18 protein-coding genes are annotated in these 22,705 nt (G+C 55.1%); 7 read left to right on the plus strand and 11 right to left on the minus strand.

Annotation, left to right across the window (positions count from 1 at the left end):
• Window positions 1-65: 65 nt before the first annotated feature.
• From ACZRJQ_RS11715 to ACZRJQ_RS11750, 8 genes are all read right to left on the minus strand, one after another.
• Window positions 66-551, minus strand: a complete 486-nt coding sequence (locus ACZRJQ_RS11715; protein WP_463978520.1) for an N-acetyltransferase family protein — start codon at window positions 549-551, stop codon at window positions 66-68.
• A gap of 50 nt (window positions 552-601) precedes the next feature.
• Window positions 602-937, minus strand: coding sequence for an ANTAR domain-containing protein (locus ACZRJQ_RS11720; protein WP_463978521.1), 336 nt, complete (start codon window positions 935-937; stop codon window positions 602-604).
• 112 nt (window positions 938-1,049) lie between these two features.
• Complete coding sequence (locus ACZRJQ_RS11725; protein ID WP_463978522.1) at window positions 1,050-4,298, minus strand: transporter substrate-binding domain-containing protein; 3,249 nt, start codon at window positions 4,296-4,298, stop codon at window positions 1,050-1,052.
• The gene (locus ACZRJQ_RS11730) at window positions 4,299-4,925 is read right to left on the minus strand and encodes a response regulator (protein ID WP_463978523.1); all 627 of its coding nucleotides are present in this window, start codon (window positions 4,923-4,925) and stop codon (window positions 4,299-4,301) included.
• A 297-nt stretch (window positions 4,926-5,222) separates the two neighbouring features.
• Entirely contained in the window at window positions 5,223-5,939 is a 717-nt protein-coding gene (locus ACZRJQ_RS11735; RefSeq protein ID WP_463978524.1) for an MgtC/SapB family protein, read from the minus strand.
• 55 nt (window positions 5,940-5,994) lie between these two features.
• Complete coding sequence (mgtA, locus tag ACZRJQ_RS11740; protein WP_463978525.1) at window positions 5,995-8,757, minus strand: magnesium-translocating P-type ATPase; 2,763 nt, start codon at window positions 8,755-8,757, stop codon at window positions 5,995-5,997.
• 658 nt (window positions 8,758-9,415) lie between these two features.
• The gene (locus ACZRJQ_RS11745) at window positions 9,416-10,753 is read right to left on the minus strand and encodes a lysine N(6)-hydroxylase/L-ornithine N(5)-oxygenase family protein (RefSeq protein ID WP_463978526.1); all 1,338 of its coding nucleotides are present in this window, start codon (window positions 10,751-10,753) and stop codon (window positions 9,416-9,418) included.
• Between the two features lie 116 nt (window positions 10,754-10,869).
• A complete protein-coding gene (locus tag ACZRJQ_RS11750; protein ID WP_463978527.1) occupies window positions 10,870-11,352 on the minus strand; it encodes a sigma-70 family RNA polymerase sigma factor in 483 nt (160 codons plus the stop codon).
• 309 nt (window positions 11,353-11,661) lie between these two features.
• On the opposite strand from ACZRJQ_RS11750, the gene ACZRJQ_RS11755 reads away from it, so the two are divergent.
• Genes ACZRJQ_RS11755 through ACZRJQ_RS11765 form a run of 3 tightly spaced genes read left to right on the plus strand, consistent with a single transcriptional unit; the run spans window position 11,662 to window position 16,210 of the window.
• Window positions 11,662-12,834, plus strand: coding sequence for an efflux RND transporter periplasmic adaptor subunit (locus ACZRJQ_RS11755; protein WP_463978528.1), 1,173 nt, complete (start codon window positions 11,662-11,664; stop codon window positions 12,832-12,834).
• Window positions 12,835-14,808 (plus strand): MacB family efflux pump subunit, encoded by a 1,974-nt coding sequence (locus ACZRJQ_RS11760; RefSeq protein ID WP_463978529.1) that lies wholly within the window; start codon window positions 12,835-12,837, stop codon window positions 14,806-14,808. It begins immediately after the preceding gene.
• Between the two features lie 7 nt (window positions 14,809-14,815).
• Window positions 14,816-16,210, plus strand: coding sequence for an efflux transporter outer membrane subunit (locus ACZRJQ_RS11765; protein WP_463978530.1), 1,395 nt, complete (start codon window positions 14,816-14,818; stop codon window positions 16,208-16,210).
• A 54-nt stretch (window positions 16,211-16,264) separates the two neighbouring features.
• On the opposite strand, the gene pvdP is transcribed toward ACZRJQ_RS11765, so the two are convergent.
• On the minus strand, window positions 16,265-17,881 hold the full coding sequence (gene pvdP, locus ACZRJQ_RS11770; RefSeq protein WP_463978531.1) for a pyoverdine maturation tyrosinase PvdP: 1,617 nt from the start codon (window positions 17,879-17,881) through the stop codon (window positions 16,265-16,267).
• 227 nt (window positions 17,882-18,108) lie between these two features.
• Here pvdP and dkgB point away from each other — a divergent pair, with 227 nt between their 5' ends.
• Window positions 18,109-18,912 carry a 2,5-didehydrogluconate reductase DkgB gene (dkgB, locus tag ACZRJQ_RS11775; protein ID WP_463978532.1) on the plus strand — a complete coding sequence of 268 codons (804 nt, stop codon included), beginning with the start codon at window positions 18,109-18,111 and terminating at the stop codon, window positions 18,910-18,912.
• Window positions 18,913-18,940: 28 nt separating this feature from the next.
• Here dkgB and zapE read toward each other — a convergent pair whose 3' ends face one another.
• Window positions 18,941-20,059: a cell division protein ZapE gene (gene zapE, locus ACZRJQ_RS11780; protein WP_463978533.1), complete on the minus strand. Its 1,119-nt coding sequence runs from the start codon at window positions 20,057-20,059 to the stop codon at window positions 18,941-18,943.
• A 300-nt stretch (window positions 20,060-20,359) separates the two neighbouring features.
• Here zapE and ACZRJQ_RS11785 point away from each other — a divergent pair, with 300 nt between their 5' ends.
• Window positions 20,360-20,614, plus strand: a complete 255-nt coding sequence (locus tag ACZRJQ_RS11785; protein ID WP_463978534.1) for a DUF2790 domain-containing protein — start codon at window positions 20,360-20,362, stop codon at window positions 20,612-20,614.
• Between the two features lie 284 nt (window positions 20,615-20,898).
• Window positions 20,899-21,153, plus strand: a complete 255-nt coding sequence (locus ACZRJQ_RS11790; RefSeq protein WP_463978535.1) for a DUF2790 domain-containing protein — start codon at window positions 20,899-20,901, stop codon at window positions 21,151-21,153.
• 69 nt (window positions 21,154-21,222) lie between these two features.
• Here the strand turns inward: ACZRJQ_RS11790 and ACZRJQ_RS11795 are convergent, their stop codons facing one another.
• On the minus strand, window positions 21,223-21,504 hold the full coding sequence (locus ACZRJQ_RS11795) for a PepSY domain-containing protein (protein WP_463978536.1): 282 nt from the start codon (window positions 21,502-21,504) through the stop codon (window positions 21,223-21,225).
• A gap of 163 nt (window positions 21,505-21,667) precedes the next feature.
• Here ACZRJQ_RS11795 and ACZRJQ_RS11800 point away from each other — a divergent pair, with 163 nt between their 5' ends.
• Window positions 21,668-22,669: a FecR family protein gene (locus ACZRJQ_RS11800; protein ID WP_463978537.1), complete on the plus strand. Its 1,002-nt coding sequence runs from the start codon at window positions 21,668-21,670 to the stop codon at window positions 22,667-22,669.
• Window positions 22,670-22,705 lie beyond the last annotated feature (36 nt).

Genomic DNA, 22,705 nt, shown 5'->3' on the forward strand with positions numbered 1-22,705 from the left:
GATCACCGCTGCCACAGGCTGCAAAGGGCACGCGATTACCCACCCTTTGCAGCCTGTGGCAGCACTTACAGGTATTTATTCCAAAACAACATGCGGCCATAAGCCGGATCAAGTTGCCCATCGCTGAACCCGAACTTGCGATATGAGCCTTGAGCCACGTCATTGCCCTCCAACACTTCAAGGGTGATCTTGCAGCAACCGCGCTCACGGGCAATGTCTTCCACTTTAAGCAGCATCTTTTGGCTCAACCCCAAACCACGAAACGTATCCACGACAGACACATCGTGCACATTGACCAAAGGCTTGCCCGCAAAAGTCGAGAACCCTTCAAAACAATTCACCAGTCCTGCCGCTTCGCCCTTCACAAAAGCCAGCACGCTGAACGCGTGAGCGCGTTTTGCCAGTTCAGCCGGCAACCGCTCCAACACGTCTTCTGACAACGCCTGGCCGCCGCCCATCGGGTCTTTGGCGTAGTGATTCAACACGTCTCTGACGGCCTGAGCGTGGACCGGGTTTGTATAGTCTGCTTGCACCACCACAACATCCGACATTGCACGTAATCCTCAACAACGCTGATCAGGAGTGGCTATTTATGACAGCCTCAACTACCGGCGTGCAAGGACGGATCAATCGCCCGCATCAATTCGCCGACTTGCAGGGCCAGCGTGTGGGTATCGGCATAAATCAGGACGTGCTTGAACTGCGGGTTGTCCTTGCGGTATTCAGCCACATCAACAATCGCGCCGCCGGCCATGTCCTGATTGATCAACAGCAAGTCAAAGTCATGGTCCTGAGCATCACGCAACCCAGCGAGCGCTTCGCGGCTATACAAAGGCGCGACGCGGTAATAGCCAAAATCGTTCAACACTCTTTCGACTTTTAGCGCCCGATGAGCATCGGTATCGGCAATGAGTATTCGTAATGATTTAGTTGGCATTTGAGTTAAACCTTGATCAACAGTATTTCGTTAACCATCAAGGCAGTACACCTCGACAACACTGCACCAAATAGGGATTTTCAAGAGGTTTTCAAGCCCCTTGGTTGTGGTGTTAAAACGACTCACGGGGGCGTTCGTATTGCTCCAGTGAGGCGCCAAGGTTTTCCATACTCAGATGCAGGGCATCCACGCGTTCTATGAGCAACTGCGCCTCATTCGATTGGCAAGCTGCCTCCAATTGTTCGCAACATACGACTAACCCTTGCGCGCCGATCAGTCTGGCCCCGCCTTTAACGCCATGAGCCAGCGCCATCAATCCTGCTCGATCGTTATTCAGGAACATCTCAACCAAACGCGCCTGATCCTGACGGTTACTGCGGGCCAAGGTAACCAACAACTCATCAACCAACCTGTCATTGCCTTGGCTCAACTGTTTGAAGTAACTCAAATCAATTTCGCCTTTAGCCAAAACCGGCGCATTCACCTCCAGCGCAGTACTCGCCAAACAAGCGCTCAAGTCCTTAAGACTGATGGGCTTGAACAGACAATCGTCCATGCCCGCCTCGTGACAACGTTCAATTTCCTCAGGTTGCGCATTGGCGGTTACGCCAAAAATCAAGCAAGGCTCAAGCAACAACGCCTGCTCTTGCGCACGAATGGCACGGGTTAGCTCGTAGCCATTCATCACGGGCATGTTGCAGTCGGTCATCACCACATCGAAAGCTGCATTGCACCATTCAGCCAAACCCAGCGCTCCGTTTTCGGCATCAATCACGCGATGCCCCAAAAAATTCAACTGCTGAGACAACAACATCCGATTAGCCGGGTAATCATCCACCACCAAAATGTTCAACGAGCGCGTAGCGATCAATTCAGGCGCCACAACAGCAGTGGGTTGCTGCTGTTCAAGCCTCAGCACCTCCAGCAAAATCTCAACCTGCGTACCCACCCCGGCAACACTGCTCAATTGCAACGAGCCCCCCATCATTTCGCACAGCGTTCGGCTAATCACCAACCCAAGCCCTGAACCGCTACGGGCCGATTGAGCGTTATTACTGGCTTGGGCGAAAGGGTTGAACAAACGCTGTTGGTCATCTTGAGAAATACCGATCCCCGTGTCCTCAACCCGCAAACAGATCGACACATGCTGTGGGTCATGGCCAGGCATAAGGTTCAAGATCAACCGCACCTGCCCTTCATCCGTAAACTTGATGGCGTTACTCAGCAGGTTCGAAACGATCTGTTTAAACCGCAAAGGGTCAATCAGCACATCTGTGACTGCAGCTTGCGGCGCCAGTTCACACATCAGACTCAGATGTTTCTGGCGTGCCAGCCCATCAAACATTCTCACTACCGCCTCTACCAGCGCCTGCACATTAGCGCGTACAGGATTTAACGAGAGATGCCCGGACTCAATGCGTGCGATGTCCAAAATATCGCCAATCAAATCAAGCAATTCGTGGGCTGCCCCGGAAGCCACCTCGATGGCAAAGCGATCCATGACGCCTTGATCCGCCTTTTTCAGCGCCAGCTCAAGCATGCCAATCACCGCGTTCATCGGCGTGCGGATTTCATGGCTCATGGTGGCCAAAAAGGTGGTCTTAGCCCGATTGGCCTCATCAGCATCCTGCTTGGCGACTTGCAATTGCTCCATCAACTGCTGGCGTCGGGCTATCGTGCGACGCAAGTAGGCAATCCAGCCCAACGCCACCAATAAAAGGGCCGCCGCAATCGAAAATCCCTGAATAATCGCTGCGCGATTGCGTAACCAATAACTCTCGCCCTCCAACGTGTCGCTACGCCAGCGATTGGTCAGCACACTCATTTCTTCTGGGGCAATGCTCAACAGTGCTTTATCCAGAATCGCATTCAACTCAGAGGCCCCGTGCGCAGTGGCAAAACCAATCTGAGCCGGCTGCGTGCCGACGGTACTGGTGATGTGTAGCTGCTGACTAAACCTTCGCGAGATCACATAACGCGCACTGATCAGCGCATTGATTGCCGCATCAGCCTTGCCCTGCGCAACCATGTTCATGGCCTCAGCAGCATTGTCGACCTCCAGCAACTGAATACGCGGATAGTGATGCGACAAAAACTCACGCAACACATTGCCCTTCACCAGAACCAAACGCCGGTAGGCCATTTCATCCAGGGTGCTTGGGCTTTTGGCCCCAATGCGCGTAATCAACACGAAAGGCGTTGTCAGATACGGTCGGGTAAAGCGCAGGAGGCTTTCGCGATCGCTGCTGGGCGTAAAGGCGCCTATCAGATCGGCCTCACCGGAGTTAACCAGTTGTATCAAGTTCTCAACTGACTGGCCTTTAACGGTTTCGAACTCAATGCCGGTACGGGCACTGATTTTCGACAGCACGTCGGCACTCACTCCTTTAAACACACCCTGCTCATCAAAAAACGATAACGGCAAATACTGATCATTGATTGCCACTTTCAAGCGCGGGTGTTCATCCAGCCATCGCTGTTCACTCGACGTCAGATCAAGCTGTGATTGGCTACTGACCTGCGGCCCCTCCGTACTCCAGCGACGCACAATCGTCATACGATCGCTGGGCGGGATAGCGGTCAACGCCACGTTAACCAGACGCAGCAATCGAGTGTTTTCACGTTTGAGGGCAAAAGAAAAGGGGCTGGCCTCAATACGTGAAAAATCGCCCAATTGAACATTATTGAGGTAGTTCTTGTTGATCAGATAATTGGCGCTGATGAAGTCCCCAAGGTAAACATCGGCCTGCCCGAATGCCACTGCGCCTATCGCTGCCAGAGTTGAGGGGTACAGTTGCACCATCGCCTTGGGGTAAAACGCTGCGACTTTGTCCGGCGGCAAATAATGATCGAGGATCGCCAAGCGCTTGCCTGCCAAATCCATCGGCAAAGTTTGCGGGTCGCTGCTGCGGGTGACGAGTGTGGGGGAGTCATCGGCATAGGCGAGGCTCAATCCCAATTTGCGGTCCTGAGCTTCAAAGCCGTTGGCGCTGCTCAACACATCCAGCTCGCCACGCTTAAGTGCTTCCAGTGCCAGAGGCCTGGACGCATAGCGTTTAACCGAAATATTGACCTGCAATAACTGTGATAACAGTTGCACGTAATCGGCAGTCAATCCTTCGAAATCCTGCCCATTGGCCGTCATATCAAACGGGGGGTAATCGGGTGCAGAAATACCGAGATTCAACGTGCCCTTTTGCTTGAGCCACTGCCAATCCGCTTGCTCAAGTTTCACTTGGTACGCATCAACATTCGATCGGCCCAATAGCCGCATGTTCTGCACTTTTGGCTCTGCCCAGGCGTGCAGAACCGGATCAAACCCTAACACTGCGATAAGGCTTAACCACCACAAGCTTTTCATTTAAATCAGCTGATTACGTTTGGCAAAATCGGCCAGATAGACCACAGACTTCATATTTAGCTTTTCGATCAACCGCGCCTTATAAGTGCTGATTGTCTTACTGCTCAACATCATGTCTTCTGCGATTTGTTTATTACTCAGGCCTCGGGCAAGTTGCTGCAAAATAGTTAACTCACGGTCGGAGAGGCGTTGAATCATTTCGGCCTCAGACAGTGTTGAGTCGCTGTTACGCACAGAGCTTATTTTAAGGTTTGGAAAAAACATATAGCCGCTCATGATGGCCTTGATTGCTCTGAGCAACTCATTGAGGTCTTGGGATTTGGTGACAAATCCATCGGCCCCGGCCTTCATGCAGCGTTGCGAATAAAACAGAGCGGGCAGCGACGTCAGTATCAAAATACGGCTGGTCACGCCCGAACCTCTAATGCGGCTGATGACTTCAAGCCCGTCCAGCCCTGGCATGCTGATATCCAGAATAATCAGATCGGCAGCGTAGTCACGCGCCATCTGAACCGCTTCAACACCATCTTTGGCTTCTCCCACCACCTTGAAACTTTGGCCACTCAGCATCATCGCCATTGCTGAGCGAATAAGTGAGTGGTCATCAACAATCAAAACTCTATACATTTACATACCTACTATTAGCCAATAGCGTCGCCACGTTAAACGCGCCAAAAATATTTTTGTGAATAGATCTCGCTGGCAATATTCCAAATAGCTATGCGTATGAGTGATAAATAAAGTATAGGAAGGTTTTTATCTTTTTCATGTTCACGCAGTAAACAATTTGAGTGCGACAGACCGACACCTGAAGAAAATCAAGCGGCAGATAATCACCAATTTTTCGGTCAAGGGATGAAGGGGGGCACCCACTTGTCTTGTAGGTTTTTTCCCAACCATGACAAGTGGTTAGCTCTCCTCGCTTTACTCGGTGGTGCTTGGACTCCAAAAAGCCTGGAGTACCAAGGTTGATGTAGAGATGCGCGCAATCAGAGCGTCCAGCTCATCGCCGTCCACTGACGTTGCCATCAAGGTGCCCTCAATTTCGACCTCATCCTGACCAAAGGCATGTACATCCAAGTCACTTGCCGGGTAGTTACTGCGTTCCAGTTCAGCTTCCAGCAGCGCCAGTACAGCCTTTTGCTGGTGACGACGGGCAATAACGTAAACCATGTACGTCACCTCCGTTGAAATCACATCCAACGGCTGGCGATTGATGTTATTAACGATAGGCCTGAGCAGGGTGTTTGCCGCCAACACAAACAACGTGCCGAGCAACGCCTCAAGGATCAGATCGGCCCCGGCACACGCCCCCACTGCGGCTGAAGCCCACAACGTTGCCGCGGTGTTAAGCCCGCGAACATTCCCCTCTTCGCGCATGATGACCCCGGCGCCTAAAAAACCAATGCCCGACACCACATACGCCACCACCCGCACGGCACCCTCCGATCCGCCCAAACGACTGGCCATATCGACAAAAATTGCCGCGCCCACCGCCACCAATACGTTGGTGCGTAAACCTGCGGTGCGCTGGCGATATTGACGTTCAAAGCCAATCAGCCCACCCAAGATAAATGCAGAGCCAAGGCTGACCAGGGTGTCGACCAGCGAAGCCAGGTTGATGTTGTCGATTGCTTGCATACATCACTCCTTGATAGTCGCCACCCGTAGAAGCTGGCATAAAGCCGTTACCGATTTACTGCCAACCGAACTTACGAATGTAAAACCCTTTCACGGCCTGAGTCAGCGCCATGTAGGCCAACAGAATCATCGGCAGGAACACAAAGTACATGGACGGTAGCGCCTGCAATTTAAAGTAGCTGGCCAACGGCCCCATCGGTAGAAAAATACCCACCGCCATAATCACTCCGGTCATCACCATCAGCGGCATGGCAGCGCGGCTCTGCAAGAACGGTATTTTTGGCGTGCGGATCATGTGCACGATCAGGGTTTGCGTCAGCAGCCCGACCACGAACCAGCCTGACTGAAACAGAGTCTGGTTTTCCGGCGTGTTGGCTTGAAACACGTACCACATCAGGCAAAACGTCAGAATGTCGAAGATTGAGCTGATTGGCCCAAAGAACAGCATGAAGCGTCCTACGTCCGCAGGCTGCCAGCGCTGTGGTTTTTTCAGCAGCTCTTCATCGACGTTATCAAACGGAATGGCAATCTGAGACACGTCGTACAGCAAGTTCTGAACCAGCAGGTGCATCGGCAACATGGGCAGAAACGGGATAAACGCACTGGCCACCAGCACCGAAAACACATTTCCGAAGTTGGAACTGGCGGTCATTTTGATGTACTTGAGCATGTTGGCGAAGGTTCTGCGCCCCTCCAGCACCCCCTCCTCCAGCACCATCAGGCTTTTTTCCAGCAGGATGATGTCAGCGGCTTCTTTGGCAATGTCCACTGCGCTGTCGACCGAAATACCGATATCAGCTGTGCGCAGAGCGGGAGCGTCGTTGATCCCGTCGCCCATAAAGCCCACCACATGGCCATTAGCCTTAAGCAAACGTACGATACGTTCCTTGTGGGTCGGCGTGAGCTTGGCAAACACATTGGTGGTTTCAACTGCCAGTGCCAGCTGCGCGTCGCTCATACGCTCGATGTCATTGCCCATCAGTAAGCCTTGTTGCTCCAGGCCCACTTCTCGGCAAATTTTGGCCGTCACCAACTCGTTGTCGCCCGTCAGCACTTTGACTGCCACGCCATGTTCCGCCAACGCTTTGAGGGCGGGCGCAGTGCTTTCTTTGGGCGGATCAAGAAACGCCACATAGCCAATCAGGGTCATTGCCTGCTCATCAGCCACGCTGTATGTGTCGCGCCCCGCAGCCATAGAACGTGCCGCTACCCCCACAACGCGTAGGCCTTCTTCGTTAAACGCCGCCGTTACCTGACGAATGCGCGCAAGCAACTCATCATTCAATGCTTCGTCGCAATCACCGTGACGAACGGTCTTACAGACCGACAACACTTCTTCGACAGCGCCTTTGCAAATCAGCAGGTGCGGCTGATCCTGTTCTGCCACCACCACCGACATACGCCGACGAGTAAAGTCGAACGGTATTTCATCCACCTTGTTGAAGGCCGTGCCCACGTTCAATTCGCGGTGAACTTCAACATGCTCCAGCACCGCCACGTCCAGCAGGTTCTTCAACCCGGTCTGGTAATAACTGTTGAGGTAAGCCATTTCCAGCACATCGTCAGACTCTTGCCCCCACACATCGACATGTCGGGCCAGAAAGATTTTGTCCTGAGTCAAAGTGCCGGTTTTATCCGTGCACAGCACATCCATTGCACCGAAGTTTTGGATGGCGTCCAAGCGCTTAACGATGACTTTTTTACGCGATAAAAACACTGCGCCCTTGGCCAAGGTCGAAGTCACAATCATCGGCAGCATTTCTGGGGTCAAGCCCACGGCCACCGACAGCGCAAACAGCAACGCTTCGGTCCAGTCGCCCTTGGTAAAACCGTTGATGAACAACACCAACGGCGCCATCACAAACATGAAGCGAATCAACAACCAGCTGACTTTATTAACCCCGGTTTGAAATGAGGTTGGGCCACGATCCGTCGCCCCGACACGTTGTGCCAACGCCCCGAAATAAGTGTTATTGCCTGTGGTCAACACCACCGCAGACGCAGCGCCAGACACCACATTAGTGCCCATAAACAGGATGTTCTCCAACTCCAGCGGGTTGCTGGTCTGGCTGTCAGACTGACGCGCAAACTTCTCGACGGGCATTGACTCGCCCGTCATCGCCGCTTGGCTGACAAACAAGTCTTTCGCACTGAGCACCCGGCAATCAGCCGGGATCATGTCCCCCGCCGACAACACGATCAAATCCCCCGGCACCAGTTGCTTGATCGGCAACTCGATGCGCTGAGCGCCTTTGATCTGCAACGAAGCGCCATAGAACTTGCCGAAAACTGGCGCCGCATCAGCACTAAAGTCGCGACGCATGACAGTCGCGGTATTGCTGACCATCGCCTTAAGCGCATCGGCAGCCTTGTTGGACTTGGCCTCTTGCCAAAACCGCAGCACCGTCGACAACACCACCATGGTGCCAATCACCACCGCAGCTTGAACGTCATCGGTGGCCAGTGACACCGCCGCAAGCAAGGTCAGCAGTAAGTTGAACGGGTTTTTATAGCAGTGCCACAGATGCACCCAGCGACTAAGCGGTTGCTCGTGCTCAACCTCGTTAAGCCCGTGTTGCTGACGCAGTGCGTGAGCTTCGGCCTCGCTCAGACCATCGGTGTGAGTACCCAAGTGATCGATCAGTTCGGCGCTGTCGGTATTGGCGGCCACCACCAAAGTTTGTGCCAGCGTAGGCGGTACCTCACGACTAACCGTGGTGTTAGTCAGGCTGTCCAGCAAAGCCAGGCGCCGGAAGTGCCGGCCAAAGTGGCGAGTGCGCACAAAGCCTGCAAAAAATTCTTTCAGGGTGAGTTTCATGGTGCTACTCCTGCGCCGCCTGCGCTCACCCCGTAAAAGGGGCTACACAGGCGGCCTTAGTCTCGAACAATCATTCATGGCGTGTTATCTCGTGAGCGGGCCTGATGCCCGCCGTCAATGACGTGAACGCACTCGGCCCGGCAAGGCTGGCCGATGTTGGCGACGACGAATGTGCATAACAATGTTGCCCATAGTGATTCCCCTAACGTGCTACGTCAGCGGAGCCCGTAGCTGGTACAGGCGAGCGCAAGCCATTGGCCACAAAGGCAAGGCATACGCATGCGTCGTGCTGCAATCCGACGCAAATGGCCGGGATCACACACGCATCAGTGTCGATGAGAGGGCTGAGTGCTCAGACCGAAGGTGGCCTGATCGGGACGCCGCTTCTCGCTGGTCAGCAAGAAAACGACAGGGAAAACTGCGCGTTAGCTTGCCGAGAATGTGCCGGTGTTCAGAACCGGCCGACTACTGTCGCTCAAACTGGTACCCACTGAGGGACTCCGCTATTGATGAAAACGCCGGCAGCTTACGCCCGACGTTTTAGAGAGTAAACCGTAGAAAGACTTACGCTGGGTGAATCAAATGGATCTTCAGGAAGGGTTCAGTTTCAGCCCGCGAATGTCACTCAAAGCAACATTCGTGGGCAAATGAGGAGGTGTCAGCTGGCCGTCGCGAGCAAACGCTCAGCCGCAGTGGCGTGTTGGTTACGAGTTTTATCGTGGGCATACAGCGACGCTGAAATTTCTTCAGCGCGTATCGGCAGCACCGACAGCAGCGTGTCACTCAAACCATGACTGGCCTGACAGAAACCCTGCATGTAGATCCCGGCCTTACAACGTGCGTCTGTGGCAATGCGGTAATCGCGGCCCACTTCAAAATCACCCAAGTACTCAGCCAAAGGCGCCAGCAAGTGGCGGTGCATTTGTCGCTCGTAACCGGTGGCCAAAATCACCGCATCGTAGTGCTGCTCGCTCAACTGGCCATCGGCCGTGTTGCGTAACACCAGCTTGATGCCCTGCTCATCTGGCTCAGCGCTCTCAATGTGGGTCAGGCTGCGAAAGGCGTGACGAGCAATGCCGGATACTTTCTGACGATAAAAAGTCCCGTAAATACGCTCGATCAGGTCAATATCTACCACCGAATAGTTAGTGCTCTGATACTCGTTAATCAGCCGCTCGCGCTCGGCCGTGTTCTGCTGAAACACTAAATCGGTGAATTGCGGGGCGAACACCTCATTGACGAACGGGCTGTCATCGGCGGGCTTAAGCGCCGAACCACGCAAAATCAAATCCACTTGCGCCGAAGGGAAGCTGTCGTTCAAGTCGATAAACGCCTCCGCCGCGCTCTGCCCACCGCCAATGATTGCAATGCGCATCGGCTGACCGCTGACACACGGCTGCTTGGCCATACGCTCCAGATACTGCGAATGGTGGAATACCCGGCTGTCATCCTTGAGCGCCTTGAAAGCCGCCGGAATACGCGGCGTACCGCCCGCGCTCACCACCACTGAACGGGCCGTCCGTACCAACTGCTGACCTTGAGCATCACGAGAGATGACCCGTAGCGCTTCCACTTGCTGCTGGTGCATCACGGGCTCGATGGCCAGCACCTCTTCGCCATATCGGCTTTGCGCTTCAAAGTGCGACGCAACCCAGCGCAAGTAGTCATTGAACTCCATGCGGCAAGGATAAAAGGTTCCAAGGTTGATGAAATCCACCAAACGGCCGTGGGCTTTGAGGTAATTGACGAAAGAATACGGGCTTGTCGGGTTACGCAACGTGACCAGATCCTTAAGGAAAGAAATCTGTAACTCACTCTGTGTCACCAGGGTGTTGCCGTGCCAGCGGTAGTCTGACTGCTTGTCTAAAAACAGCGCATCCAATGGCCCTTGAACCTGCCCGCGTTCTTCCAGGGCGATGGCCAGAGCCAGATTGGAAGGCCCGAAACCGATGCCGATCAGATCATGAACGACGGCCGAAGCGATTGCCTGTGTCATTTCCAGTGTCCTCTGGGTGTGCCCTCAACAGAGGGAAGAAAAAGCCCGTAACCTGACTGGTCGTGGCCGATCAGCAAGTCGTCTGTTGAGTAGGAACGAGAACACGGAAATAAAATTTAGGCGTTGTCCCACTGCCGAATACGAATTCGGCAATGTTTCATGGCGTTGACAATGTGCTTCTCCACCACGCTGCGCGACACCCCGAGGCGCTCGGCAATTTCAGCATGGGACAAGCCTTCGAGCTTGCGTAGCAAAAAACTTTCGCGGCAGTTGGCGGGCAATTCGGCCAGCGCGCGCTGGATCATTTCAAGCCGTTGACCGTGGTCCATCGAGACTTGAGGCGAGGGGCTGAAAAACCGCTCTTCGGTGTCGAGCACTTCCAAAGGTTCAACCTGACGCAAGGCATTGCGCCGATGACCATCGATCACCAGGTTGAGGGCTGTGCGATATAAAAACGCCCGAGGCTGTTCAATCGGCTCATCACTGGAGCGCTCCAGCACTCGAACGTAGGCGTCATGCACCACATCTTCGGCAGCCTGGGCATTGCCCAATCTGGCGCTCAAAAAGCTCACCAGCTCGCGATAGTAGTTTTCCAACATGACTCCTGACCGCAATAAAGGCGGCAACATTCCATGAGCGCTGAAACAGGCCAGATTAAGTAGCGGCATGATGATGGCACTATTACCCGCGTAATTTATAGTAATTCTCATATAGATTTAAAGTGGCAAGGCTAAAACAGTCTTGAAATACTCAGCAACATATGAACAAACAACCGCCTAAATTCCTGACCAAACCCTTCGTTTACTCAACAGCTCCCCGTGTCTGTTGCTTTGTCGACAGCGTTCGCTATCGGGTCCATCAGACCGGCGGTACGAAGACGGGCCGACTCCTATTGGCCGGAACCCTGCATGAAACGCCCTCGACAGACCCGCCGTGCGTTACTCATCACCTTGTGTCTTCTGATCATCGCCGCAATTGTGGCGTGGCCGTTTCTGACGCCCGGCCGCGAAGCGTATGACACCGTACTTGTCACCCGTGGCGACATAGAAAGCAGTGTCACGGCCCTGGGCACGTTGCAGCCGCGCCAATATGTCGACGTGGGCGCACAAGCCTCGGGGCAAATTCATAAAATCCATGTACAGCCGGGCGATAGCGTTAAAGAAGGCCAACTGCTGGTTGAAATCGACCCTTCTACACAAACCGCCAAGCTCGACGCCAGCCGCTACGCCATTGAAAACCTCAAGGCCCAGCTGCAAGAGCAGCGGGCCCTGCACGATTTGGCCAAGCAAAAATACCTGCGCCAGCAAAACCTTGCCAAAGGCGGCGCCACACGCGAAGAAGACATACAAATAGCCTTGGCAGAGGTACGCACTACCCAAGCGCGTACACACATGTTCCAGGCCCAAATCCGTCAAGCTCAGGCCAGCTTGCGCAGCGACGAAGCCGAGCTGGGTTACACCCGCATTTATGCGCCCATGGCAGGCACTGTGGTGGCACTGGATGCGCGCGAAGGCCAGACCCTCAACGCACAACAACAAACGCCACTGATTTTGCGCATCGCCAAACTTTCGCCCATGACCGTTTGGGCTGAGGTCTCGGAAGCCGACATCGGCTACGTCAAACGCGGGATGCAGGCGTATTTCACGACCTTAAGTGGTGGTAACAGGCGCTGGAACAGCACCGTGCGCCAGATTTTGCCGGTGCCGCCCAAACCCCTCAATGAAGCCAGCCAAGGCGGCGGCAGCCCAGCCAGCTCCGGCAAAAGCGGCAGCGCACGGGTGGTGCTTTACACCGTATTGCTCGACGTCGACAACACGGATCAAGCCTTGATGCCCGAAATGACCACTCAAGTGTTTTTCGTCGCCAACCAAGCCAATGACGTGTTGCTGGCCCCCATTGTGGCGTTGCAAGGCAGCACCGCCGGTGACCGCCAAACCGCTCACGTGGTCACCAAAAACGGCAAGGTCGAGCCCCGAGATATCCGCACCGGCATCAGTGATCGACTCCGGGTACAAGTGCTCGACGGCCTGAACGAGGGGGATCATTTGCTGATCGGCCCGGCCACCGGCAGCGGAGGCTAAATGCCCACTCCCTTGATCGACCTGCAAGACATTCGCAAGGTCTACGGCGGCATCGACACGCCCGAAGTACACGTACTCAAAGGCGTTAGCCTGTCGATTCATGCCGGGGAATTCGTGGCGATCGTCGGTGCTTCAGGCTCAGGCAAATCGACGCTGATGAACATACTCGGCTGCCTTGATCGCCCCACCTCAGGCCGCTATCTGTTTGCCGGCCAAGACGTCGCCGGGTTTGATACCGACGAGCTTGCGTGGTTACGGCGCGAAGCCTTTGGTTTCGTGTTTCAGGGTTATCACTTGATCCCCTCGGCTTCGGCTCAGGAAAACGTCGAAATACCCGCGATTTATGCCGGCATGCCCGCCGCCGAACGCCACGCCCGCGCCCGCGCCCTGCTTGACCGATTGGGCTTGGCAGAACGCACGGCTAATCGCCCGCACCAATTGTCGGGAGGTCAACAACAACGCGTGTCGATTGCCCGGGCCTTGATGAACGGCGGGCACATCATTCTGGCCGACGAACCAACCGGCGCACTGGACAGCCACAGCGGCGCCGAGGTCATGACGCTGCTCGATGAACTGGCCAGTCAGGGCCATGTTGTGATCCTGATTACCCACGACCGCGAAGTGGCGGCACGGGCCAAACGCATCATTGAAGTGCGCGACGGTGAAGTCATCAGCGACAGCGCCAATGAAGCCGTTACAGCACGTCCCTGCAACAACCCAAAAACCTTGCAGGCTATCGACCTGCGCCAACGCCTGAACGAAGGCAGCGAAGCTCGCGGCGCCTGGAAAGGCGAACTGGTGGATGCCGTACACGCCGCATGGAGAGTGATGTGGATCAACCGGTTTCGCACCGCCCTGACCTTGCTTGGCATCGTCATCGGTGTAGCGTCTGTGGTGGTGATGCTGGCCGTTGGCGAAGGCAGCAAACAACGAGTCATAGCCGAAATGGGTGCATTTGGCTCGAACATTATTTACCTGAGTGGCAGCTCACCGCGCCCACGCGCGCCGCTGGGCGTGGTCACGCTTAACGACGTGGCCGCGCTGTCGACCTTGCCCCAAGTGAAAATGATCATGCCGATCAATGGCGCCGAGATCGGGGTGCGCTACGGCAACGTCGATCACACGATGTACACCGGGGGGAATGGCATCGACTTCTCGGCCATTTTCAACTGGCCCGTCGTGCAAGGCAGCTTTTTCACGCAAGCTGACGAAGACGCCGCTGCGGCGGTGGCGGTCATTGGCAAAAAGGTCCGTGACAAAGTGCTCAAGGATGTTCCCGACCCGATTGGCCAATACATCCTGCTAGAAAACGTCCCCTTTCGCGTGGTCGGAGTGCTGGCTGAAAAAGGCGCCAGCTCGGGCGATTCAGACAGCGACACACGCATCGTTGTGCCCTACTCCGCCGCCAGCGTGCGCCTGTTTGGCTCTCATAACCCGGAATACGTGGTAATTGCCGCAGCGGATGCACGCAAGGTTCAGCAGACTGAAAAAGCCATCGAACAACTGATGCTCAAACTTCACAACGGTAACCGTGATTTCGAAATCACCAACAACGCCGCCATGATTCAGGCAGAAGCGAAAACCCAAAACACCCTGTCGTTGATGCTGGGCTCAATTGCCGCTATTTCCTTGTTGGTGGGCGGAATCGGCGTGATGAACATCATGCTCATGACCGTACGCGAGCGAACCCGTGAAATTGGTATTCGCATGGCCACCGGCGCTCGTCAACGCGACATCTTGCGCCAGTTTCTGACCGAAGCCTTGATGCTGTCTGTGGTCGGGGGCGTAGCAGGTATCGCACTGGCCTTTTTGGTCGGCGGCGTGCTGTTGTTATGTGACGTGTCAGTGGCGTTTTCAATGGCCGCAGTGCTCGGCGCCTTTGGTTGCGCACTGGTGACCGGCGTTATTTTCGGCTTCATGCCGGCCCGCAAAGCTGCCCGGCTTGACCCGGTGACGGCCCTTACCAGTGAATGATCTATTGATGAAGCCGTCTTTGAGCTTGCTGACGGCGTGCCTGCTGCTGGGCGCGTGCAGTCAGTCCCAACCCCGTCCTGACTCAGCTGTTGTGCCACCCTCTGCTTGGCAATCGCCTCACTCATTGGCCAAACAACAGGGCAACACACAATGGTGGACACACTTCGCCAGCCCCGAACTCAATCGTTTGATTGCTCAGGCCCGGGCTGGCAGTTATGACTTGGCCGCTGCGGTGGCTCGCGTGCAACAAGCGCAGGCTAGCGCCGTGATTGCCGGGGCACCTTTACTGCCCGAAGTGAAGTTTGGCGGCAGCGGCAATCGCGAAAAACTGCTGCGCGGCAAAGGCTACAGCCAGTTGGACGCCAGCGACGACAACAAGGCGGTGGACTTCTTTGATACCAACCTGACCGCCAGCTACGAAGTGGACTTCTGGGGAGGCAAAGCCGCGGCCCGTGACAGCGCACTACAAGCACTCAAAGCCAGCGAGTTTGACCAGGCAACGGTTGAGCTGACCCTGCTCAGCGGCGTCGCCGCTGGTTACGTACAAACCCTGGCCTTCGACGAGCAACTGCGTATTGCCCGGCTTAATCTGGCCAACGCACAACGTGTATTGCAGGTGGTACAAACCCGCTATGACGCAGGCTCTGCCACAGCACTCGAACTGGCCCAGCAAAAAAGCCTGGTTGCCGGTCAGCAGCGGCAATTGCCGTTGGTGGCACAACAGGCGCAAGAGGCACGCATCACCCTCGCCGTGCTGCTCGGCCAACCGGTGCAACACCTCGCGCTGGGAAGCACGTCTTTTGCCCAACTGCATTGGCCCAGCATCGGCAGTGGGCTGCCCAGCGAACTGCTGAGCCGTCGCCCAGACATTGCCAGCGCTGAAGCCAAACTAGCCGCCGCTCAAGCCGATATCACCGTGGCCCGTGCAGCAATGCTGCCCAGCCTGACGTTAGGTGCAACCCTGGGCTCGGGGGCAGACCGTTTGGGCGATATACTGCGCAGCCCGTTTTACAACCTGACAGCCGGGCTGGCCGCCCCCATCTTTAACAACGGTCGCCTCAGCGCCGAGCGGGACAAAGCCACAGCCCGCCAGCAAGAACTCCTGCAAACCTATCGTGCGAGCATCATCAGCGCGTTTGCGGACGTTGAAAAAGCCCTAAACAGCATCAGCGGGCTGGATCAACAACGCCAATGGCAAGACGAAGAACTCAAACAAGCCCAGCAAGCATTCGACATAGCCCAGAGCCGCTACTCCGCTGGGGCTGAAGTGCTGCTGACGGTATTGCAAACCCAGCGCACGCTGTATCAAGCGCAAGACCAAAACGTGCAACTGCGCTTGGCGCGCTTACAAGCCAGTATCGCCCTCTACAAAGCACTGGGCGGGGGTTGGCAACCCCTCTAACTACCTCGCCTATAAGAGCGCGAGCAAGCTCGCGCCTACGAGGTGAACACCGGTTTAAGGCTTGATCGACAGGTGCCGCGCATACCACGGGCGACGCGGTATGCGGCGAAACAGGCTAGCAATACTCTTTTCGTCACCAAAGGTAATGCGCAACGCCAGCTTCATGGTCTCAGGGTCCATCTCCACCGTTTTACCAGCGGCCAAGCCCGGGGTGGTGCTGCACCCGTGAGTGATCGGCCCCAACCAAGGGTCATCCACTTCAACCCAACGCCCCGGCGCAAACCACGGCACGCCATTGACGTCCTGCCGGGCAAGCTCACCGGGGTGGAAGCGTTCGTGGGCTTTAAACCAATCTTCAAGACGATCATCGATCCAGCCGTGAAAGCTCCAGAACACCGGGTTCACGTGGGATGAAAACGGGTCACCCAAAAAGTCGTTTTGCGCCACATACCAACGGGCAGCAAAATCTGCCGGATCACGGGCCATAGGCACCGGGGCGCCATTGGAGGGATCACGCGGCACTGAGGCCCAGCGCATGTGCAGCCAGTCGTGCAAGCCCAACTCAACTTCGGAACCGAACTGGCCCAGCGTCAGGGTCGATAAATAACGCGGGTCGCGGTAGCGCGACTCCCACACCTCAAAATTGCTGTGATAGGTTTCAGGCTGTTTGATATCACTGAGCCACTGAGTGTAAAAGTCATCCCCTTCCGCCAACCAAGTGGGTGGCAAAGCGCTGCCATCGTGGTTATCGAAGTAGCGAGCAAAGCCCGCACGGTCGCGCTCAAGCTCGGGCTGGGGCATTGGGAAGGCAGGCCATGAAGGCAAGTGCTGCATCGAACGCGCAGTGCGCAGCATGTGCCGGTGCATAAAGAAAAAATCCACGCCCGAGCCGTTACGATCTTTGCGCGGGCCGCGAGCATCACGCTCCTTGTCGCGCTGCCCCGGCTGCCAGCCAATGCCTCGCAGGGCGTTGCGTTTTTCTTGGGACAGCTCGTGCCACGTATCACGCGAGGCATGCCAAAGCTGGTGAAACAAGCGATGTTCGGGCGACACCAGCCACGCCAACAAGGTTGGGTTGAGGCCTATACGCTCGCGGGCCTCCGGGAAGGTGCGCTTGAGCGCCACAAAGTGGTTGTCTTGTTCGGGCAGCGACAAGGCCCGATCCAGACGTTGCACTCGCCCACTCAAGGTGCCGCTGCCCGCGTTGCCGTACATGCCCCAGACTTCATCGAGGCTAAAACTGAACTCATAGTCGGGCAGAGCGTTAAGCGAATCTGCCCGCGTCAAACGCCAGTGCATTCGCTTGGGATCTGGCGCAACCAGATCGCCCAAAATCCGATAACGCGGAGTCTGCGACCCGTGCAGTGCCTGCGCCGTGTCGAGGTAGCCGCGCACACCACGGCCTCGCGGCGCAACATCCAGCCACAGCTCCAGATCATCGGCAGGCAAGCCCTCAAGCCCCGCATCAGCTCCACCGAAACGAATAGTCCACAGCCCGCGCAGTTGATTGGCCAACTGTTGCCCCGCCGTGTCAGCCAGATCGACTGTGGCCTCGCCGGGCGTGACCGGCTCATCGACCCGTGTCAATTCACGATGCCCAAAATATGCCGCTGGCGCCGCTGCGCCAGTGATTGCCAAACCGGCGATAAACCATCGTCGAGAAATCGTCATTGCCCTACCTGTCCCAGCCTGAATGCAGGCGTTATCCAAGCTAGAACGTTTGTTCAACGACGAAATTTAGCCCACTGCGCACTCATTCAGCCCAGGAACTCTGCCTGCGCTACGGGATCAGTGATTCATGATCTGGAGTCAAGACTGCTTTGCTTGGATGGCGGTTTTTCCCATCGGGCAAGGCGTAGATACTCAGCCTCATTCTTACGCCCTCAAAGGAGTTATCCATGACAGTCCCTGCATTTGGCCTCGGTACATTTCGCCTCAAGGGCCAAGTTGTTATTGATTCAGTCAAAAACGCTCTGGCTCTGGGCTATCGTGCGGTCGATACCGCGCAAATTTACGAGAATGAAGCCGATGTTGGTCAAGCCATTGCCGACAGTGGTGTGGCCCGCGATGAGCTGTTTATTACCAGCAAGATTTGGGTCAGCCACTTCGCCAAAGACGCATTGATCCCAAGCCTCAAAGACAGCCTGAAAAAGCTGCGCACCGACCACTTGGACTTGACGCTGATTCACTGGCCATCGCCCAACAACGAAGTGCCCGTCGCCGAGTTTATGCACGCGTTGCTGGAGGCCAAGCAGCATGGCCTGACCAAGCACATTGGCGTCTCCAACTTCACCATTGAGCTGATGAAACAAGCCATTGCGGCTGTAGGCGCTGAGAACATCGCCACAAACCAGATCGAACTTCACCCGTACTTGCAGAACCGTAAAGTGGTGGAGTTCGCACACAGCCAAGGCATCCATATTACGTCATACATGACACTGGCCTACGGCGAAGTGCTGAAGGATCCGGTGATCAACGCCATCGCCGCACGGCATAACGCGACCGCCGCACAAGTCACGCTGGCGTGGGCAATGCAGTTGGGTTATTCGGTGATTCCGTCGTCAACCCGGCGCGCCAACCTTGAGAGCAACCTCAAGGCCTGCGCACTCAAGCTGACCGATGAAGACATGGCGCAAATTGCCGTTTTAGATCGCGGCCATCGCCTGACCAACCCCCAGAGTGTGGCGCCTGAGTGGGATTGATAGAGCTGCCTGAGCCATGGCCGCAGCGTTAATGGAGCCCGAAACGTTGCAACTGCATTTCTTGCAAACGGCTCAGGGTGCGGCGAAAGGCAAATTCTAAATACCCTTGCGTGTAGAGCTGATCCATCGGCACCTGGGCTTCGACACACACAGGGACTTTGCGGTCGTAACATTCGTCGATTAACGCAATAAAACGCCGCACGCTGTCGTCGTATTTGGACAGCTGCGGCAATTCACGATCCCCCGCCTCAACCTTGACAGCGCCGTCTTCAGTGCCGCGGGCAATTTTGCCTTCACGTTGCTCGGCACTCAGGCAAGGCACATCACTCAACAAAATCACCTTAAAGCGATCACATAGCTCCATAAACTCGGTGGCGGCCAATGGCTGTTCGCACAGTTCGTGGAAGTTGCACCAAAGCACGGCCTCACTGGCCTGAATCACATTCAGCCCTCGATGCCCAAGGCTGACCGGGTTGTCAGACACCTGCTGGTCTTGCGTGAGCTGCGTGAATATGTGCCCCATCACACCGGGCTGACCCTCCTGCGTCACCCAGTAACGCTGATGCGCAATGCCGGGGTGCAAGCGATGATCCTCGACGCCGTTTACTGACACGATGTCCATGTGTTTGAGAATGGCGGTGATTGCCGGGGCAAAACGGTCGCGGTTAAATCCGTGGCCATAGAGTTGCTCCGGCGGCTGGTTGGAAGTGCAGACCAACACCACGCCTTCCTCGAACATCACTTCAAACAAACGCCCCAGAATAATTGCGTCACCAATGTCATTGACGAACAACTCATCGAAGCACAGCACTCGCACTTCTTTGGCCAAACCCTGAGCCAGGGCCTTCAGCGGATCTGGCGTGCCGATCAGTTGAAACAGGCGTTGATGTACCCACTGCATGAAGTGATGAAAATGCTGACGCCGGGCTGGCACCCTTACGTTTTGGTAAAACTGATCCATCAGCCAGGTTTTGCCACGCCCCACAGGGCCCCATAAATAGACGCCGTCGACCGATTGAGTACCGTTATGCAACGCCTCGTGGCAACGTTGCAACGCCTGAATTGCCCGCCATTGCGCCGGGTCATGGACAAAACCTTGCTGCTCGATCGCCTGCTGGTAGGCGCTTAGAGGGGTTGGGGCATTCATTGGGATAACGGGCTCCTGAATCGGTGGCGCCAGTATGCCAGCAAGGCAGCGGTTTTCGGCACTTGAAATCCCCTCAGTCATCACCACATTGTTACCCATCCAGTAATAGAGCATTTTGCCATTAGGGCTTTTTACTTTTAATAATCGGCGTAAACTTAGCACCATGTCTTAAAGGTTAATTGTCACAACGCGGTACTTCGCACGGCCCCATTATGTATTCAAGGGCGCCGTAACTTCTTCCCGCCCATCGGCAAATGAAGTCAGTCAGTTTTAACTCTTGATTACTTTAAAGGCCACACCATGAAAAACTTAATTGCGTTATTTCTTGCCGGCTTTGCAACTGTTGCACTGGCCAACGAAACATCAACATCACAGACGCCCACCGTTGAAAACTACACGTACGGGTCAACCTTGGACATTGCCAAAGTGATTAGCATGTCTAACATCCCCAAGGTCTGTAAAGTAGTGCCCGCGCAAATGACCTACGAAGACCATCAAGGTCAGCGTCACACCGTTGAGTACCAAGTAATGGGCGACGGCTGCAGCACGCACTAATCACAATGGTTGCACGCACGGATGCGACCCCAAACCCCCTCGTTTGAGGGGGTTTTTTATGGCTTTAAAAAAGCGGCGCATTATTACCAATTTGACAACACTTATTGTCTTTCTTTTGACTTTAATCACTGTTCCAAACGCGTATTCTATGTTCATCCCTCGACGCAACATTGAAACAGGGCACGGTACTTCGTGTTACGCCACCTGACTCACCCGCGTAACAACTTCTCCCGCCCACTCGGCAATTGAAGTCAGTGATTCGTGATTGTTTTAAGGTCTGAATAATGAAACGTTTGATCGCTTTAGCATTGATTGGTTTTTCGACACTGGCCGCGGCTGACGAACTTCAAGTTGCACAACAACCTGCTGTAGAACAGTACACTTATGCCACTGACCTGGACATTGCCAATGTTATTAGTGTTACGCCCTCTGCCGATGTATGCGAAGTTGTGCCAGCGCAAATGATTTATGAAGACCATCAAGGTCAGCGTCATATCCTTGAGTACCGCGTGATGGGTAATGGTTGTTCCAACGGTTAACACCCGAACAATTTGCACAAAAAAAGCCTCCTTAACGGAGGCTTTTTTGTGAGCAGCAGGTGTCTAGAATCAGTCTTTCTTCTCAGAAATCACCTTGCCGGTTGAATCCAGTGTCGTTTCGACTTCGACTTCGACACCATCAATCTTTTTCACACCTTCGGCTTTCCAGATGCCAGTAGCCGGGTTTTCCAGCTCAAGTTTCTTAATCGTGATGTAACCATTTTTAGTCTTAAGGACTTCAACAGCCTCTTTGGAGAACGCCCAGTTCGGATCAACAGGCTGGGCCATCGCAGCGCCGGAGCTCAACAAAACAGCAGCAGTCATTGCAGCAGCAAAGGTTTTCTTCAACATTGTCATAACTCCATTAATTGATGTTGCGTCGGGGACTTGCTTGCCGCAGTAACCGTAGCAGATAAAAAAACAGCCATGATGTGGAAATGACATGCTTTTGACATAGCTCATGTTCTCGTTAGCGCCAACACGGGGTTAGAATGCGCAACACCAAGGAGAGCAAATGAGCGAAACACGCCTCACTGAAGCCCAATACGATGCCATTACTGAAGCAGCCGCTCAGTGGTGCATGCGTTTGCACGAACCCGATTGCACTGACCGGGAGCGTGAAGCCTTCGCTGTGTGGCTAAACGCCGACCCACTGCACGCATTTGAATATGAAGCGATGCAGGACATATGGGACGTCTCCGAGCACCTGCCACCCCCCGCGCCACAAAGTGCGCAAGTGATTAAGCTGCCTCAAGTGGCACGCCGCAATCGCTGGCAGCGTTTTGGCATGGCCGCTGCTATCACCTTTCTTGCACTTCCCGCAGCGGCTTATAGCGGCTGGCAGTTGGGATGGGTGCCTAACGCCTATGAACGCCTTGAAGCCAGCACTCACACCAAGAATGTGACGCTGCCCGATGGCACTCAGGTTGAGCTTAATCTGGGCACCGCACTGACGTTCAGCAACTACAAAGACCAGCGGCGCATCACCCTGAACAAGGGCGAAGCGTTTTTCAAGGTGAGCCACGATGCCACCCATCCCTTTGTTGTTCAGGCCGCTGATGGGCGCATTCGCGTAACAGGCACGCAGTTCAACGTGTGGATGTACGAAGATCAGGTACGCGTCACCCTGCTTGAAGGCTCCGTGCTGGTCACCAGCAACAAGGCGCTGAGCTCAGACGGCCTGCGCCTGGAGCCGGGCATGCAAGCGCGTTACAGAGCAGGCGATTACGCCCCGCAAATCAGCCAGACTTACGCTAATGCGCCTGATTTGGCCTGGCGTAATGGCAAGTTGATTTTGGATGATTTGTCGCTGACCGATGCCCTGCCCTTGATCAACCGTTACCTGAGTACCCCGCTGTCGCTGGCCGACAACGCAACGGGCAAGTTGCGCATTGGTGGCGTGTTCAACACCACAGAAATAAACAAATTAGTAGCGTCCCTGCCCAAGGTTCTGCCGGTGTATTTCAATGTGAATCAACAGGGTAAACCGGTCATCAATTCCTTGCCCCGCAGTTAAACCCGCCGTGCTAGCCCCACCTCGGCATGCCTGACA

The organism is Pseudomonas sp. E315, assembly GCF_055406205.1.

Coding starts and splice junctions, on each gene's coding strand:
- ACZRJQ_RS11715 (WP_463978520.1), bottom strand. CDS start 551: ATGTCGGATGTTGTGGTGGTGCAAGCAGACTATACAAACCCGGTCCAC.
- ACZRJQ_RS11720 (WP_463978521.1), bottom strand. CDS start 937: ATGCCAACTAAATCATTACGAATACTCATTGCCGATACCGATGCTCAT.
- ACZRJQ_RS11725 (WP_463978522.1), bottom strand. CDS start 4,298: ATGAAAAGCTTGTGGTGGTTAAGCCTTATCGCAGTGTTAGGGTTTGAT.
- ACZRJQ_RS11730 (WP_463978523.1), bottom strand. CDS start 4,925: ATGTATAGAGTTTTGATTGTTGATGACCACTCACTTATTCGCTCAGCA.
- ACZRJQ_RS11735 (WP_463978524.1), bottom strand. CDS start 5,939: ATGCAAGCAATCGACAACATCAACCTGGCTTCGCTGGTCGACACCCTG.
- mgtA (WP_463978525.1), bottom strand. CDS start 8,757: ATGAAACTCACCCTGAAAGAATTTTTTGCAGGCTTTGTGCGCACTCGC.
- ACZRJQ_RS11745 (WP_463978526.1), bottom strand. CDS start 10,753: ATGACACAGGCAATCGCTTCGGCCGTCGTTCATGATCTGATCGGCATC.
- ACZRJQ_RS11750 (WP_463978527.1), bottom strand. CDS start 11,352: ATGTTGGAAAACTACTATCGCGAGCTGGTGAGCTTTTTGAGCGCCAGA.
- ACZRJQ_RS11755 (WP_463978528.1), top strand. CDS start 11,662: ATGAAACGCCCTCGACAGACCCGCCGTGCGTTACTCATCACCTTGTGT.
- ACZRJQ_RS11760 (WP_463978529.1), top strand. CDS start 12,835: ATGCCCACTCCCTTGATCGACCTGCAAGACATTCGCAAGGTCTACGGC.
- ACZRJQ_RS11765 (WP_463978530.1), top strand. CDS start 14,816: ATGAAGCCGTCTTTGAGCTTGCTGACGGCGTGCCTGCTGCTGGGCGCG.
- pvdP (WP_463978531.1), bottom strand. CDS start 17,881: ATGACGATTTCTCGACGATGGTTTATCGCCGGTTTGGCAATCACTGGC.
- dkgB (WP_463978532.1), top strand. CDS start 18,109: ATGACAGTCCCTGCATTTGGCCTCGGTACATTTCGCCTCAAGGGCCAA.
- zapE (WP_463978533.1), bottom strand. CDS start 20,059: ATGAATGCCCCAACCCCTCTAAGCGCCTACCAGCAGGCGATCGAGCAG.
- ACZRJQ_RS11785 (WP_463978534.1), top strand. CDS start 20,360: ATGAAAAACTTAATTGCGTTATTTCTTGCCGGCTTTGCAACTGTTGCA.
- ACZRJQ_RS11790 (WP_463978535.1), top strand. CDS start 20,899: ATGAAACGTTTGATCGCTTTAGCATTGATTGGTTTTTCGACACTGGCC.
- ACZRJQ_RS11795 (WP_463978536.1), bottom strand. CDS start 21,504: ATGTTGAAGAAAACCTTTGCTGCTGCAATGACTGCTGCTGTTTTGTTG.
- ACZRJQ_RS11800 (WP_463978537.1), top strand. CDS start 21,668: ATGAGCGAAACACGCCTCACTGAAGCCCAATACGATGCCATTACTGAA.